The sequence below is a fragment of the Paenibacillus intestini genome (genome assembly GCF_030803945.1).
GTDB classification, from domain to species: domain Bacteria; phylum Bacillota; class Bacilli; order Paenibacillales; family Paenibacillaceae; genus Paenibacillus; species Paenibacillus polysaccharolyticus.
The window spans coordinates 149,972-166,516 of the sequence record NZ_JAURUN010000004.1; the positions used below are offsets into that span (position 1 = coordinate 149,972).

Below are 16,545 nucleotides of genomic sequence, written 5' to 3' on the forward strand. Positions count from 1 at the left end.
CTGTAAAATAATGCTCCTGCACCAACTTTTGCATGCATCCCTGCGTTTATATCTTTAATACGAGACACCCGTATACAACAATCGAATAGAAAGGAAGGTTTAACCATGCACACCAAACCACATCGTCCCTTTTCCAAACTAAAACTAATGATTGCCCTTGGCCTGTTCCTTGCACTGGGTACCATTGTAGTGATGAGCTTTCTAAATGCCATCGATCCGTTCCGCAAACTCAGAATTACGATTGATAATCAGTCAGACTATGACATTACTCAGATTAAGACAGGCATAACCCATTTGAATCAACCCGTTCTCGATGCGAGCACAGCAGATAAAACAGAAGATTCCGATCTGCTCTATACCTTTAGCGAAGAAATCGTTAGCAAGGAAAAAATAAAGTATACTCCAAAATTGCATTTTTTAGGCGAAAGTTCCGTCTACGTCATATTTAAGGACAGTCGCGGCAAAACCTATACAAAAACAGCCTGTGGATATACAGAATCTGTGTCAGGAACTTCCCTCATCACGATAACTAATGAGAATATAACTGTGAAGGAAAATTGTACTTAAATTGAATGTTTCTCATTCTACACATCTACCTATGTTAAAATAGAAGGGCGAGCGACCGGCCAAAGTTTCTCGCCCAGAGGTCGATGGATTACTCCATCGGCTTTATCCTTTTAACATGATTGTACATATTAATAAGTTCATCCAGCACCATAGATTGGTGGATCACCTGAGGGTGAAGAAGCTCGCCGTACTCCGTTTTTATCTGATGGAGTCTCTCCCTCGCTTCTTCGATCCGCAGTTTGAGTTCGTCCCGCTCCATAACACCCCTCCCTGCTGTATCATTGTAGGACATCCTGCTAATTAACATAAATTCAAATAAACTCCAACAGTGAAAACGACAAAAAAACACCCTTTTCTGAAACACCTTTGGACAATCTAACCAACTGTCTGTATAAGGAATTTCAAAACGGAGGATGCATCAGGATGCAACAAATCTAATTTCTTTAGACCTGTGGAGATCGCCCCTAGGCCTATACATACATATGGATACGTTCCTTGTTACTTTTTACTTAGCATGTACCCACTCATCGTTCGGGACTGTATAATCTCTGAATCTTTTGAATAAGCATTTCGGCACTTGGCTTGACCCCGAGTCCAGTGACCACGTACTGCAAATCATCAAACAGGCCTAGACAATCGAGAAGCCCATCTTTATTCATATTTTCAATCGCAAATTCCATGCCTTGGCGAATGTAAGCTACACCTCTGTCATAGTTGTTATTTCTTAAATAGTACGTACCCAACCCTGCCAGCAAAATACCATATTGATCATTGGTGTATTGTTTGCTCATTTTCCCAAAGCGACTGCTCTGTTCCTCGTAATTTAGATGAGATTGATACCGCTCAAGTACATCGTCAATATTGACATTATATCGATTCGCTGCGGTCACAATGGCGCATAGTGCAGGAAATATTTCTTTTTTGCGATCAGAGATATACGTTAAATAATCTGGAATCAACTCTGTTTCACCTGACAGCAATCTGAAATAGTAGTTATTCCCTTCTGACCAATCCTGAAACTGAAGAATCACCATCTTTTCCTCTTCTGTGGGATCTTTAATCCAGCTGTAATCAGCGTATTTTGAGACATACTGAAGCGTTTCCTTGTATTTTCCATGTTGATAACTGACCTCAGCAAGCGCAAGATACGAATACAAAGCATAATACACAATCTTCTTTTTGGTTCTGTTCTCCACTTCTCGTAATGTTTTCTTGGCATCATATTGAATAAAAGCTTTGATCTGTAACTGGTCAGCGAATTCTTTCACTTTGTCCCAGCGGCGCAAGGATGCATACACATTGATCAGTTCATTCAGCGCATCGAATTGGTATTGCTCATCAAGACGTTCTACAAATAGTTCGAACCTTGTGGCTAGCGTAAGATTATTAATCTGGTCATTCGAAAGTCCTATGGAAAACAGACGATATTGGCATAAAGCCAGACGTTCCGAATGTTGCAACTTCTCACTCTCAGCAACACAGCGATAGAGCGGTTTACAAGCCTCCATCTTGCCTTCGCTATGCAACTGCTCTGCCAGCTCAAACAACAGAGGTACATAGGAAAGGTTATCCATCACATAGTTCACCGCTGTCTCCATATGTGTTATATGGCCTAGCTCTGCACAACGATATAGAAAAGGTCTGAGCCTGCGCCAATCCAGGGTAGAGTCTACTAAATACTCATGTATGTATTGTTCATATAGTTCGCCTTCAGGCATCCCAATGCCAGCCGTAATGCGATCCAATTGATTTAAGCCTATCGGCCGATTCCCTTTCAACGTACCGCTCAATGTCCCGGAATTCACGCCAGAAATCTCAGAAAAGCGATTGATGGTCATTCGATTCCTTTTCAAAAAATGTTCTAAATGGTCACGAATTGTAGCTTTTTCGCTCAACGGGACACCGCCTTCCCATGAAATGAAGCTTAATGCGATCATACAATATTTTAGTAAGTATCATCAATATTTAACTTGTAAATATTTTACTTTAATATGCAAAAAAACGCCCCATATAAGCCTGAGCGGATTTAGAACGATCTGCGATTGCTACGATGGGACTCGAATCATTCTAACGATCACCAGCGACGCTATTTGCCCATTTTTGGTCACTTTGAGATTCTAATGATCACCAGGGAGCTTATTTACTTGAAAAGCTACGTTTTTCACTCATTTTTGCGGAATTTCACACAAATAACGCTTCTGGTGATCGTTAGATTGTCAAACACCGCAAAATGCGCGAAATAAGGTTCTGTGAGATCGTTAGAGCCTCTGAGTCGATACAGCCACTCCGCTCACTAACCTTCGCTTCCGCACTCTGAGTCCTCGGCATCCATGTCGCCCGACCCCAACAACATTACCGCCGCTCAACCAGACGTTCTGTCCGCTTCACCTCTGCAACGCTGCCTGCGCCGATGCCGAACATGACGGTGCGTAGCTCGAATTCGACCTGCTCCAGCCGCTCGGACAGTGCTTCGTCGGAGGTGACGGCGGATTCGAGCAAGGAGCGACCAAAACCTGCGAGGTCGGCACCGAGCGCGAATGCTTTGGCAGCATCCACGCCAGTGTACAGTCCGCCGCTACCGATCAGCGCCCCATCGGGGTTCAGTGCGCGCACATCCTGGATGCATTCGGCTGTCGGAATGCCCCAATCGGCAAAAGCTTCAGCAGCCGCCCGGCGTACCGGGTTATTGTTGCGATACTTCTCCACCTGTACCCAGCTTGTACCACCTGCGCCAGCCACATCGATGAAGGCTACGCCCGCTTCGTACAGTCGCTGTGCCGTCACGCCATCGATGCCAAAACCAACTTCCTTGACACCAACAGGCACGTCCAGTTCACGACACAATTTCTCGATTCGTTGGTACAGACCGCTGAAGTTCGTATTGCCTTCGGGCTGGAATACTTCCTGCAGCGTGTTCAGATGCAGCACAAGCAGATCCGCGCCGGCGATATCCACGGCACGCTGGAAATCAGCCGTGCTGAAGCCATAGTTCAGCTGAACCGCGCCCAGGTTCGCGATGACCGGGATGTCCGGTGCCCAGCGGCGGACATCAAATGTGCTTGCGAGTTCCGGCTGCTCTACGGCAGCCCGGATCGAGCCTACGCCGAGCGCCCAGCCTCTGGCGTTCGCTACCCGTGCAAGGCGCTCATTGATCGCGCCTGTGGTCTTGCTTCCACCTGTCATCGAGCTGATAAGCAAGGGTGTACGCATTTTTTTGCCAAGGAACGAAGTGTCCAGATTCACCTCTTCAAAATCCAGCTCCGGCAGCGGATGATGACGAAACGCATACTTCTCCAGTCCGCTCGTTATACCTTCTCCTGCCACATTCTCCTCCAGACAGAGGCGCACGTGCTCCAGCTTCCGTTCTCCCGTTGCCACTTCGGGTAGCAGCCGTCTGCCGGCTCGCTCTTGTTCGTTCATGATGAGACCTCCTATGTGAGAATGATGTGCAGGGTAGGCTCATCTGCGTTGTTTTGCTTCCTGTTCCCTACCCCATGCTAAGTTACTCCGTACCTCTTGTTAACTATGTAAATGCGGTGCAATGGACTGGCAAAAATCACCCATCGTTCTATCCACTCACACCTATCCAATAAATCATCCTGTGTCGTTAACCACCGAGCTTATCCAATCGGTTTTTAGACAAAACCTATAAGGTAGCGCCCATCAATGGACAACTCTATCCAGTATACCGTTCCTCTCAACCTATTGAAAGGACACTCCAAAACCCCATCATCTCAAACGCTATTTTGTCAGGGTTTCAGAGCACCTATGCAACTCTTTGCAGCCTCAAAACAACTATTCTGCACGATTGAACCCTGCATTACTTGTTCGAACTCAGTCCAATATCAGAGCAGCTGTTTCACCTCATTAGGGTCTTGTCAGCCCCAGTCTGCCTTATTCAGTTCATCAAATTCATCAATTTCCAGCAAACCTGATCCTCCACACGCTTACTCTACCTCCCAAGTTCCGTTGCAAGTCGCTCCCCCACAAGCTGGCCGGACAGCGTAACAATCGGGGTTCCGCCGCCAGGGTGGGTTGTACCGCCAACGTACCAGAGCCCTTGAACATCTTTGCTCTGATTGCCTGGTCGCATAAAAGTCTGTTTCACCGAATTGGAGGAAATGCCATAGATCGACCCTTGATGAGCGAGTGTATCCCGTTCAATATGTTGCGGTGTGTAACAAATTAACACTTCCGATTGCATCAACCCGCCAATACCACGCGCCTCCAATTGTTCCAGCACAAACTCACCGTAACGATATTTCTGCTCTTCCCAGTTCCACGCTTGAGACAAATACGGTGCATTCACCAGAATGAACAGATTGCTGGCCCCTTCCGGAGCCATACCTTCTTCCGAGTAACCAGAGTAACAGATGTATATCGTTGGATCTGAAGGCATCCTGCGATCACGGAAAATATCATCAAACTCCAGCTTATACTGCTCTGGAAAAAAGACCGTGTGATGTAATAACTGATCGTACTTTCTGCGCACTCCCGCCAAGGTTACGAATCCTGAGATGGAAGGTTCGTACTTTGCAATCCGGGCATCACTCATTCGTTTCCGATGCTCCGGCGCGAGCAGTAACCTGTTTACACTAAGCACATCTCCATTAGCCACGACCTGTTCTGCTTCCATAAAGCCCCGATCCGTATCCACGCCGATCACCTTGCCATGCCGAGTCACGATCTGATGCACTTCTACACCCGTCAGAATCCGCACGCCTTTTTCCTGCGCAAGCCGGGTCATGCCTTCAATCAGCAGATACGTTCCGCCTTTGACCCCGTAGATGCCCACCTCTGCTTCCACATGACCCATCATGGCAAAAATAGAAGGCGACAGATAAGGAGATGATCCTACATACGTGGCGTACCGTCCGAACATGGCAAGTGTGTGTGGATGGCTGAAATACCTGCGTAACAACTTATCCAGCCTGACTGTAGGCCGCACCCGAAGCAGACTGCGTAGCATTTGAAGGTTGTATTTATCAGACGGATTCAGTAGCAACTTACCGAGGAAATGACGATTCGCCTCCGCATACAATGCGGCAGATTCATCCATAAACGCATCATAACGCAAGGCATCCTCCGGACTGTACACAGCAATCTGCTCTTTCATCCAGCCGCGATTTCTAGACAGATCGACCACTGTTCCATCCGCAAAAACATTACGTGTTCTAGGCTCTAGCTCGTACAACTGCACATAGTTCTCCATCACCACGCCTGCCTGATCAAAAACCGAGCGAAACGCATCCGGCATCGTAATCGTGCTCGGCCCGCGGTCAAAATGATACCCGTCCTGCTGGATCTGTTGCAACTTGCCGCCCACATGCGCCTGACGCTCCAAAATGGTTACTCGCAAGCCCGCCGTAGCAAGGCGAATCGCACAGGACAGACCACCGAAGCCTGCCCCGATTATAATGACATCCTGTTTCAAGTTCCCGTTTGAGGCCTCCGCCCGGTGCCCGTTATCCATTTTCATCTCTTTTCCCAGCAACATTCCTGCCCCTTTACTACCTTCTCCTATACCTTGGTCTCTCTCTGTATCTTCTGAACCGTCACCATTTCCATTCTCCTGTGCACTCTGCATCAGCTATAACGCCTGCCTTTCCATACATACCCTTTACCAGATCGACCTGCCTGCCATGAGGCCAGACCAATAGCAATCACACACGCCATGCTAATCGGTTGAAAAAGAGCAAGCCACCACGGCTGACCTCCGATATGATCGGATACCCGTTTTACAGCCATGCCAAGCAATGTGCCTATGAAACCATACAGAAATGACGTTTCACTGCCCGTTATTAGCCCTATAACCAGACCCAATGGCGGCACAATATACATCACAAAGTACATCAGCATCGTCCCAAGCAACAGCACGTCCTTGCGCCCCATGCCTTCATACATATTTTTCTTATATCCGTTCCATACTTCTGCACCGTTCTGATACATCCGCGTACTCGTCACATCATGGACATCCGCCAGCATCATGGGATGACCGGCACGTTTCACTGCTTTGGCGAGACTCATGTCGTCCACCAGATGCCCTTGAATCGCTGCATGACCGCCGGACGCTTCATAACTTGTTCGATGAATAAGCAAAAAAGCCCCCGTAGCGGCGACAAACATCGGACTTGCCGATCTGCGTATCATAAAAATAGGAAGATGGCTGATGATCGTAAACATCATCATGGGCACAACAAGCTTTTCCATCCAGGTCTTCGCAACCTGATACGGGAAGCCGGTAACCAGCCCGCCGCCCTGCGCGCACCCGGCAGCAAAAGTCTGCCGAATGGCATCCGGCTTGACCCGAACGTCCGCATCCACGAACATAAACCAGTCTCCTTGGGCTTCCTGAACCAATCGGTGACAGGCGTAGGATTTCCCCATCCAGCCCGCAGGTAGTTCAGTACCCCGAAGCAAACGTACGCGTGAGTCTCGCTCGGCAATCGCCTGAACCAAAGCGGCGGTTTCATCTTCGGAGCGGTCGTCCAGTACCAGCACTTCCATACGAAACCCCTTCGTATCGCTGGCAAGCACACTTTCCAAACATGCTTCAATATGTATTCGTTCATTTCGAGCGGGAATCAATACCGAAACAAGCTGATCGGATGGCACGATATTCACCTTATGGAATGATCGTACTTTGGGCAGGCAAGCGGCATTCCACACCGCAAAGAGCAATTGCAGTAGCAACCCTCCCACCAGACACATCCACAATATCTCAGATGCATTCATACTCTCACTCATGTTATCGGTTCACCCGCTTTCGTGCCGCATCGTATTTTTCACTAGTGGAGCGAATTCCCTGAATCAGAGGCTGTGCATCTGGCAGACTTCCTTGCCCAAGCCGAATCAACGTTGCTCTATGATCATTCAGTTGTTGCTCCAGCACACATCCCAGCCGATGAGCAATCTCTTCACTTTTCCACGTTTTCCAATCTTCCACAATCGGCATGCCAGCCTTCATTGAAATTTCAGGAAGGTCATGCTGAACCATGCCATGACATAAGGTGACTGGCACGGCAATAGCCTGTGGAAAACGACGAAGCACGAGTCCAATGCCCGGACGAAATTGAATCGGTCGAGCCTCCTGATGCAGAATTTCACCCTGCGGGAATATCCAGACCCTTTTGCCAGAAGCCAGCAACTCATTCGTATATTGCAACGATGTCCGCACACCCGATGCACTGTCTTTGTTGATTGAATACGCTCCGAGTTTGCGAAAAAAAGCATACTGCCGAAGCTGCCGCTCCTCCATCATCACATAATGATCCCCACGCGAAGTTTGCTTCGCGGCATGATACAGTAGCAGTCCATCCCACCATGAGCTGTGGTTCATAAAATAGACAACAGGCTGATCCGGCGCTATAGGCAACACTCCATCCAAGCCCCTACGATCTACGATTTGTGGATCGAGCGAACCCGAGAGCGTAAACGAACGAAAACGTCTACGCAACAAATAATAATGGTTGTACAGCGAGAAGATTCGGTCAAACGCTTTGGACTTTACGGCGCGAATCATACAGCCAGCTCCCCTCGGCAAGCAGCACACCTGCGATGGCAATGATGAAACTGCCTGTTATGCCTTCTTTTAGCGCAAGCAGGCCAAACAGAAGGATAAACAGTTGGTACAACCATTTTGCCCGCAGTAGGGAATGTCGATCCTTCGGCATGGCCGGCAAAAAGAGAGACAGAAATGCTCCCATAATGAACCAGCTGATGTAGTTTGTCCACGGAACACCGTAGAACCCGCCTGGAGCCTGCCATTCCCAAAATCCCCTTGCATGAGCTACAGGATCGAGTACAAAATCCAGCACAATTGCCCAAAATCCCGTTTTGAGGGCTCGCACCAACTTTCCACCCCAGGTCGATCCACCGCCGCTAATCAGCGCCGAGTTGCCAACGACTGCGATCCAGGCGAATCCAAGTGTTACCGGTACACTGAACAGATGGATGCCAAAGAAGTCGGAATAGGCATACTCGCCAAAAGGCCAGTGTGTATGTACACCGATCCATTCCACACCCATACCGCCCAGCCAGATGATAAAGGACGATATCCAGAGACCGGGCCGTAGCCACTTGACTGACTGGTCGGACAGGTCAGATCGGCGATGTTGCTGATATATAAGGTCAAGCACATACAACGCGTAGAATACAAGAAATAGCCCATTAGAGAAGGATAACGCCTCAGGCACACCAATCGTAAGCATGAGGATGGCACCAATGGCGTACCATACCCAGTACACCCACTGAACCATCAGGATACCGCCATTCGGGAAGCTTGATACGCCAGCATCGGATACCGTTTCACAATCGCACCGAGCATCTCCAGTTTCAATTCATCGCTGACATACGCTCGTTTCGTGTACACATCGTAGTCGTTACGCTCCACGGCGTGCAGGATCGTTGAATAGAAGGCCGCGGCTAACTCAATCGAAAAGGCACTTTCAACCGGATAGGTGTCCAAACGATCCATGCCGATCCGGAACCAGTTCAGCGCTGCCGCTTTCAGATCCTGAATGATGGCGATAAATCGTTCATCCACAATGCCGTCTTCCCAGTCCTGTTCGGAGTATCCGTGTTTCTCCATAATCTCCAGCGGTACATAACGGCGCATTCTGGCCCGGTCTTCACCCACATCCCGAATAATGTTCACAATCTGCATGCCTTTGCCTAGTGCGATACCATTCATCGCTACTTCCGCACCGTTATCATTACGGAGCACAGGTAGCAGCATCTCGCCTACGGTTCCGGCAACCAGATAACAATAGTGCTCCAGCTGTTCCAGCGTTGTATAGTGGGTCACTTCCAGATCCGTTAATTGGCCCTCCATCTGACGAAAAAACGGGCCTTTGTCCAGATGAGGGAAGCTGCTGAACAGCCATCTCAGTGCCGGCCAGATAAAGTGCCCCTCCGCTTCTTCGAGGTGTTCAAATAAATCACGAATCTCATGGATCGTATACGTTGATTGCTCCGGCTCATCCACACTGTCATCAATCATGCGGCAAAACGCATAGATCACATATACCGCCTCTCGGCGGGGACTTGGTAGGCCTTTAAACGCCTGATAAAAAGACGAGGAGCCCTTCTGCATCAACTCTTCACACCTGCTTAAAATCGCTTCGTTCATTTCCCCATCTCCTTCATGAGTTGATTGACAGCCATCCTAGCGCCTTGCATGACAATGGGCACGCCGCCTCCTGGATGTACCGATGCTCCGGCAGCATATAAACCTTGTATCTTCGAAAACGGCTTGGGCTGCGGTCGATACACACCCGACTGAAACAGGACAGGTGCAATGCCAAAACTTCCTCCACCGTATAAGCCATCACGCGCGGCGTCAGCAGGTGTACGTACTTTTTTCCATTGCAATGCTGCACGGAGTCCCGGGAATCCTCGTTCTTCTGCTTCTTCCAGCACACGTTCTGCCAGCGCTTCACTCTCTTGTTCCCAGTTCACGCCTTCCGCGTCCGGTACCGGAATGAGGAAATACAATACGCTCTGTCCAGGGGGTGCAGCCGTTTCGTCCACCGCAGCCGGATTGAATACGTAAAATGATGGCTTCGCCGGAATACGGCGCTCGTTGAAAACTTGGCGCAGACTACCATCCAGGCTTGGTGGCAAGAAAAACTGATGCGTTGTGGCATCCTCCCACCGTTTATCTACTCCGGCGTAGATCAGCACACATCCCGATGAAGGGCGATACGGCTTACGTTTCACGGGTGCTTCCGGTGCCTGCTTCATCAGCCCGCTCAAGTTCGGAAAATCCCCGTTATAGATTACAGCATCCACCTTCTCAGCACCGTCAGCCGTCTCAATCCCCTCGCACACTCCATTACTGATCTTCAGTCCGGTGACTTCCGTGCTCAGCTTGATCTTCCCGCCGCGAGAGAGCAGTTCCTGCTCCAGAATAGCGGGCAGAGCCGCGTAACCGCCCTTCACCATCCAGATGCCATATTCGTGCTCGGCGTAAGGAAGCAATGAATAAATCCCAGGTGTACCAAAGGGCGATCCACCGATATACAAGCTTTGCAGCGAATACGCATCGAGCAATTCTTCATGTTCAAAATAATCCCCAACGGCCTTCCGCACACTCTTGTGTGCACGCAGCTTGCCCATAAGCGACATGAGCGAAGGGGTGAAGAAGTCCCTTTTGCGCGGAAACATCTGTTCCAGAAACGCTGCCCGGCCTGCGGGGAACAACGTGTCCATATCCTTCATAAACCTCTTGAATCCTCGGCCTTCTCCCGGGAACAACCGTTCAATCTCGGCGGTCTGCTCTGCCCGGTCTGTCTTCTTGGTCATGACACGTCCGCTGTGATAATGCACCCGGTATAACGGGTCACAGCGTAGCAGCTCGACTTTGGAGCGATCCACACCGGCCTCTTCCAAAATGCCAAGCAACATCTCGGGCAGGAGGACAATGGTTGGCCCCTGATCGATCCGGTATTCCCCTTCCTGTTCAAAAGCTATCCGTCCGCCTACGCGAGAGCCTCGCTCGTACACGGTAACATCCCATCCCTGACGGTTCAGCAGCAACGCTGAGGTAAGCCCTCCAATCCCGGCACCTACAACAGCTGCCCGCTTCATGATTGTCCTCCGGCTTGGGCAGTATTCACGTAGGAGGATGGCTTGTTACGTCTTCGTGCATCCTCTTCCTGAATCAATCTGACACTGATTCGCGCCGATTCAAAGATTGTCGGCAAGCCGCTACCCGGGTGCGTACCTCCACCCACCAGCCAAACGCGTTCCAATTCCTCAAACTGATTATGCGGTCTCAGATACATCATCTGGCCCAGATTATGTGCCATATTAAACGTTGCCCCCTGGTATACATCCAGCTCATTCTGCCAATCCAGCGGTGTGAACAGCATACTTTCTTCGATCCGGCCACGAATGTCTGCCAGTTCTGGAATCGCTTCGAGCCGCTTCAACATGTCTTCTTGTACCTTCGCTCGTTCCGCCTCCCAATCGATGTCTCCCGTAAGGTTTGGTGTTGGCATCAGCACATAAAGTGCAGATTTTCCTGCCGGAGCGAGTGTCGGATCGAGCCTGGATGGGTTATGAACATATAGAGACGGGTCTGCCGATAAAATTTTGTGCTTGGTAATTTCGTCTACATTCACCCGGTAATCTTCCGGAAAATAAATCGAGTGATGTGGCAGGTCGATCTCACCATCTACACCGAGATACAACATGGCTGTGGAACAGGAATATTTTTTCCGTTTCATTTTTTCGGGTGTATATTTTTTAAGTACGCCAGGTTCGAACAAATGGTTCACTGCATGGGCAAAGTCGGCATTGACCACGACATGGTCCGCTTCGATCCGTTCGCCGTTTTCAAGCAGTACACCCTCGGCGCGACCATTGCGAACAATAACCTGTTTCACCGGTGTACTGGTATGAATACGTCCGCCGTACTCTTCTACGACATCCGCCATCGCCTGAAATACCCGATTCACGCCGCCGATCGGATGGAACAGTCCATATTGGTGTTCGATAAACGACAAGATCGTAAAGGTTCCCGGACAATCCCATGCGGACATCCCCAAATATTTGGACTGGAATGTAAACGCCCAGCGCAGACGTTCGTCGGTAAAGTACCGGGAAAGAATGCCGTAAACCGTATTATTTATATCAAGTTTAGGTAGAGCCGTAATCGCATCTTTACGTAAATAATCGGTGAGCTTCCCAAACGGACGGCGGAGCAGTGGCATCACTTTGCCAAACTTCACTTCTTCGTCCCGCATGTACCGGAGGTAATTCTCTTCATTGCCGGGGAACAGCTCTTTGATCTGCGCTGCTGTATCCTCCCGATTGCGTGAAGGCGTGAACACCTTATCTCCAAAGTTCAAAGCGTACAGCGGGGTCAGTTCTTTCATATCTACATAATCCGAGAGCTTGCGTCCGACCACATCAAACATCTCTTCAATCAACTGAGGCATCATCAAAAAGGTAGCCCCGCGGTCAAACTTATATTCACCAAGCTCCAGACGGGAAGATCGTCCGCCAATGGCTGGCTGTTTCTCGTATACATCAACCTCATATCCCTGACCGGACAGTAACATGGCTGCTGCAAGCCCACCCGGGCCTGCGCCAATGACGGCTGCACGTTTGCGTTGTTGATTCGGTATCATGCCACTCACCTTTCTATGTAGGACTATCTCTAGTTCTCAAGCCCCTAACCTATTATTAAACCGCAATGAAACACTTTAATCGGGTAAACTCGAAAACATTATACAAATAGTGTACAAATATTATACGACAAGTAAAACATAAAATGACCCGCGGGTCAAATTAATTGTTTTTTACACGTTAAAGATCTATATAATCCATAAAAAAACATCCCTTGATCGCTGGATCAAAGGATGTCCTATATGAATCTATTCCATCAACATTCGCCTTATGTTCAATTGTTATCCTATCACTTGTTAGGCACCTGGTGGCCGATCCGTAAAATACTCCCGTTCAATCCAGGACTGCCAGTCTGCCGAATCTTCAGGCATAATCCATTCCGGGTGACGAGCGTGCTTCGCACGTTCAAACCCTTTGCCGCCCAGCACAAAACGGATATGAGGGAACTCGTCCCGAATTCGGTCAATCAGCTGATCACAAGGTTCCACAAGTCCGGGGCTCGTAATCGAAAGACAGACCAGTTTGATTTTCTGCTCGCGGAGAATCGGAAATACCCCTTCTTCCGGCGTATTGGCCCCGAGATACAGGACTTCCGCTCCATTTTTGCGCATAAATAAAGAGAACAACAATAAACCAACCTGATGATGTTCCCCTTCCGGACAGAGAGCAAGAACTTTGGGCAGATGCGGATAGATCGGGAACAGATGGAAAAACTGATAAAACCGCTGGGAGATCAACTGCGTCATGAAATGTTCCTGCGCTACCGTTGCACGTCCTGCTTCCCATGCGTCTCCAACCCGAACCAGGATCGGTACGAGTACATGGTAAAACATGCTGTCATATCCGTACATCGTGAAACCAAAATCAATCAAACCGTTGGCACGCTCGCCCTGAAAATGATAGAGGGAATCATAGATCTGATCGGCCATCTGTGCATGAGCTTCTTCCATCACGGGTACTGGGGGCACCATCGGCACAGGTGAAGAAGAATCAGGCCTTTTAGCTTTCCTGATCTTCAACATGCGTACAGCCTCGGAGATATTGGCCTGATGCTGATCAATCTGCTCCTTTAGCCAGCGCAGATCCGCTACATTCTCTTCCGTGTACATGCGATAACCCGACTCTGTCCGCTCAGGGGTAACCGCATCATAACGATTTTCCCAAGCCCGGAGCGTGACCGCCTGAATGCCCAGCATGGCAGCGACTTGTTTGATGGAATACACGTGATTACCTACTTTCTCTCCATAAACGTTCTACAAAAATAATACGTTCATTATACACAACGACCCTACAGCTGTCGATTCATCCAATCCAAATTGCATGATTCACCTGTAAAAATCTCATGATTCTCATACAACATCCGAATTCTGCCTCCTGCGTCAACATCGCTACACCTGTGGTAATAAACGTCAGCAAGTACAGAAAGGGGGAGTCCAACATTGTTCCCATTGCGCCGCAACACCTCTGACCGCAAATCTTCCCGCGGCAAATTCCCATACATACGCACAGCAATTGCACTACTTATCCTATGGTTTATTGCTGTTATGCTCTATCAGACCTATAAACCGCTACCACCAGGCATCTCTTATGAAAGTCAAGAATATCGGGTGAAGAATGTCGAGTTCCTTCATGACCTCACGTACCCTTCTGCCGACGGACAGATGCAGCATGAACAGCAGATTTTTCAGCGGATGAAACAGGTGGTTGAGGATGCCGAGCAATTTGTCCTGGTGGATATGTTTCTGTTCAACAATTATCAACACAAGGGACAGAACTTTCCGCCTGTCAGCCAGGAGTTTACTGATGCACTCCTTGCCAAGAAAATGCAACATCCCGATATGGACATCTGGTTCATTACCGATGAAGTGAACACCAACTATAACTCGGCCCCCAATCCGCTACTGGAACAGATGAAACAGGCCGATATTCATGTCGTCATCACTAATGTTGATCCACTACGTGATTCTACACCGGTATATTCCGCAGTCTGGCGTACGTTCTTCCAGTGGTTTGGTCAGTCCGGTAAAGGCTGGATTCCTAACCTGATGGCAACAGATGGCCCGGATGTTACATTGCGTTCATATCTGAAATTGCTTAATGTAAAGGCCAATCACCGCAAGGTTGTTCTCAGCGAAAAAACAGCTATTGTATCATCAGGTAACATTCATGACCCTAGCGCTTATCACTCCAACATTGGCTTTGAGGTTACCGGCCCGATCATTGGAGATATCATTCAATCGGAGCAAGCTGTTGTAGATATATCGGGCGGGGGCCAGCTTCCTGTCTATGACGAAATCTCCCACACTCCGTCTTCCGAGGAAGCCGATGAAAATGATCGGCCTATTCGCCTTCGTTATGTGACCGAAGGCAAAGTCAATGATGCCTTGCTCGATGAGCTGAGCCAGGTGGGAAAAGGGGATACCATTTGGATGGGGATGTTCTACATCGCTTCACCAAAAGTATTGGAGGCTTTACTGGATGCCTCGGAGCGAGGAACCGATATCCGGCTTGTACTTGACCCTAACGAAAACGCCTTTGGTCAGGAGAAGATCGGCATTCCTAATCGTCCTGTAGCAGCAGAATTACATGGTAAATCGAATGGCAAAATCCAGATTCGCTGGTATAACACGACCAAGGAGCAGTACCATACCAAAATGATGTATATTGCCAAAGCTGCTGGAGATCATATCGTGCTCGGTGGCTCAACCAACTTCACTCCCCGGAATCTGAATGACTACAATTTGGAGAACAATGTGTGGATTGCAGCTCCGGCAGACAACAAGTTTACGTTAGACGTTGCGAATTATTTCAAGCGCATTTGGACAAATGAGGATGCCGAATTCACTCTGAATCTGGAAGAGTTCCAGGAGAAGACCACCTTCCTGAAAGGCATTTTGTATAAACTGCAGCTCATTCTTGGGTTTACTACCTTCTGATTGACGTATGTATATTCGGTGATAAAAGCGAAGCCTTTGCTTCTGATACTCTCTTTTTCAGGAACCTTTTAGGTTGTCTTGCAGGTGGCCTCTTCGTTTTTTGTAAATGATTCGTTCAGTCTACACAGAGACTCCGGATCACAACTTAATCCATACACCCATTTAACTAAATACATCCGTCTGCACTCTTCATGTGCGGCGGGTGTATTTTCTGTTTTCTATCCTGGCTTGACAGAGGATGTAATGTGTGAAAAGATGTTACCTAACGACCGTTAGGAAGGTGAATGTGATGACTGCTTATTCCATCCGGGACGCGGCCCTGTTTCATTTTGCCAGAGACGGCTATGAAGGGGCTTCCTTGAGAGCGATAGCTGATGAAGTGGGGATTAAGAAACCCTCTATATACGCGCATTTTAGCTGTAAAGAGGACTTGTTTATGCACACGCTGGACCATGCATTCGATGAAGTACGGCGACATACCTTGGAATATTTCCGTGACCACGCCCACCTGCCACTGGAACAACGGCTGCGGGGGTTGTTGACGTGGTTTGAGCAGGAGTATCAGAATCATGCCTCTGCCAGATTGATGCTACGCAACTGTTATTATCCGCCGCCCGATCTGTATAGCCAGGTGATGGATCTGGTATATCCATTTCTGGACGGTATGGAGCGTGCATTGTCACGGCTGTTGCAACGAGCGATTCGCGAGGGGGATGTTCCGCCTATTCCTGCCGAGCAGGCCGCCATTGCTTTTATGACCTTTCTCGATGGCATTACTGTTGAAATTATCTATGGAAGCTCACGTCGGTACAAGAGACGGCTGGATGCTTCCTGGCCTGTCTTTTGGAATGGTATACACAGCTTGAATGAACAGGCACGCCTTATCGTGCCAGAAGGAGATTGAACA

The 16,545-nt window shown here is 48.9% G+C and carries 14 protein-coding genes; 3 read left to right on the forward strand and 11 right to left on the reverse strand.

Features of this window, described 5'->3' with window-relative positions:
* The first annotated feature begins 105 nt into the window (after positions 1-105).
* Positions 106-567: a hypothetical protein gene (locus tag J2T16_RS13980; protein WP_221791302.1), complete on the forward strand. Its 462-nt coding sequence runs from the start codon at positions 106-108 to the stop codon at positions 565-567.
* Between the two features lie 88 nt (positions 568-655).
* Here J2T16_RS13980 and J2T16_RS13985 read toward each other — a convergent pair whose 3' ends face one another.
* The 11 genes from J2T16_RS13985 to J2T16_RS14035 all read right to left on the reverse strand — a co-directional run bounded on the left by J2T16_RS13985 (position 656) and on the right by J2T16_RS14035 (position 13,925).
* Entirely contained in the window at positions 656-826 is a 171-nt protein-coding gene (locus tag J2T16_RS13985; protein ID WP_154891330.1) for a Spo0E family sporulation regulatory protein-aspartic acid phosphatase, read from the reverse strand.
* 265 nt (positions 827-1,091) lie between these two features.
* Positions 1,092-2,372, reverse strand: coding sequence for a transcriptional regulator (locus J2T16_RS13990; protein ID WP_499018528.1), 1,281 nt, complete (start codon positions 2,370-2,372; stop codon positions 1,092-1,094).
* 547 nt (positions 2,373-2,919) lie between these two features.
* Positions 2,920-3,987 (reverse strand): type 2 isopentenyl-diphosphate Delta-isomerase, encoded by a 1,068-nt coding sequence (gene fni / locus J2T16_RS13995; RefSeq protein WP_154891332.1) that lies wholly within the window; start codon positions 3,985-3,987, stop codon positions 2,920-2,922.
* A 532-nt stretch (positions 3,988-4,519) separates the two neighbouring features.
* A complete protein-coding gene (locus J2T16_RS14000) occupies positions 4,520-6,040 on the reverse strand; it encodes a phytoene desaturase family protein (protein ID WP_221791679.1) in 1,521 nt (506 codons plus the stop codon).
* Positions 6,041-6,153: 113 nt separating this feature from the next.
* Entirely contained in the window at positions 6,154-7,314 is a 1,161-nt protein-coding gene (locus J2T16_RS14005) for a glycosyltransferase family 2 protein (protein ID WP_499018529.1), read from the reverse strand.
* 1 nt (position 7,315) lies between these two features.
* Complete coding sequence (locus J2T16_RS14010) at positions 7,316-8,089, reverse strand: lysophospholipid acyltransferase family protein (RefSeq protein WP_336121749.1); 774 nt, start codon at positions 8,087-8,089, stop codon at positions 7,316-7,318.
* Positions 8,058-8,825 carry a carotenoid biosynthesis protein gene (locus J2T16_RS14015; protein ID WP_336121748.1) on the reverse strand — a complete coding sequence of 256 codons (768 nt, stop codon included), beginning with the start codon at positions 8,823-8,825 and terminating at the stop codon, positions 8,058-8,060. The genes J2T16_RS14010 and J2T16_RS14015 overlap by 32 nt, the downstream gene beginning before the upstream one ends.
* The gene (locus tag J2T16_RS14020) at positions 8,825-9,697 is read right to left on the reverse strand and encodes a phytoene/squalene synthase family protein (protein ID WP_145334401.1); all 873 of its coding nucleotides are present in this window, start codon (positions 9,695-9,697) and stop codon (positions 8,825-8,827) included. The genes J2T16_RS14015 and J2T16_RS14020 overlap by 1 nt, the downstream gene beginning before the upstream one ends.
* Positions 9,694-11,157, reverse strand: coding sequence for a phytoene desaturase family protein (locus J2T16_RS14025; protein WP_499018530.1), 1,464 nt, complete (start codon positions 11,155-11,157; stop codon positions 9,694-9,696). The genes J2T16_RS14020 and J2T16_RS14025 overlap by 4 nt, the downstream gene beginning before the upstream one ends.
* Positions 11,154-12,704, reverse strand: coding sequence for a phytoene desaturase family protein (locus J2T16_RS14030; RefSeq protein ID WP_499018531.1), 1,551 nt, complete (start codon positions 12,702-12,704; stop codon positions 11,154-11,156). Before J2T16_RS14030 ends, J2T16_RS14025 begins: the two co-directional genes overlap by 4 nt.
* A gap of 294 nt (positions 12,705-12,998) precedes the next feature.
* On the reverse strand, positions 12,999-13,925 hold the full coding sequence (locus tag J2T16_RS14035; RefSeq protein WP_499018532.1) for a MerR family transcriptional regulator: 927 nt from the start codon (positions 13,923-13,925) through the stop codon (positions 12,999-13,001).
* Between the two features lie 216 nt (positions 13,926-14,141).
* Between J2T16_RS14035 and J2T16_RS14040 the strand changes: the two genes are divergently transcribed.
* Together J2T16_RS14040 and J2T16_RS14045 are read left to right on the forward strand one after the other, a co-directional pair.
* Positions 14,142-15,638, forward strand: a complete 1,497-nt coding sequence (locus tag J2T16_RS14040) for a phospholipase D family protein (protein ID WP_499018533.1) — start codon at positions 14,142-14,144, stop codon at positions 15,636-15,638.
* A 289-nt stretch (positions 15,639-15,927) separates the two neighbouring features.
* Complete coding sequence (locus J2T16_RS14045; RefSeq protein WP_221791665.1) at positions 15,928-16,542, forward strand: TetR/AcrR family transcriptional regulator; 615 nt, start codon at positions 15,928-15,930, stop codon at positions 16,540-16,542.
* Positions 16,543-16,545 lie beyond the last annotated feature (3 nt).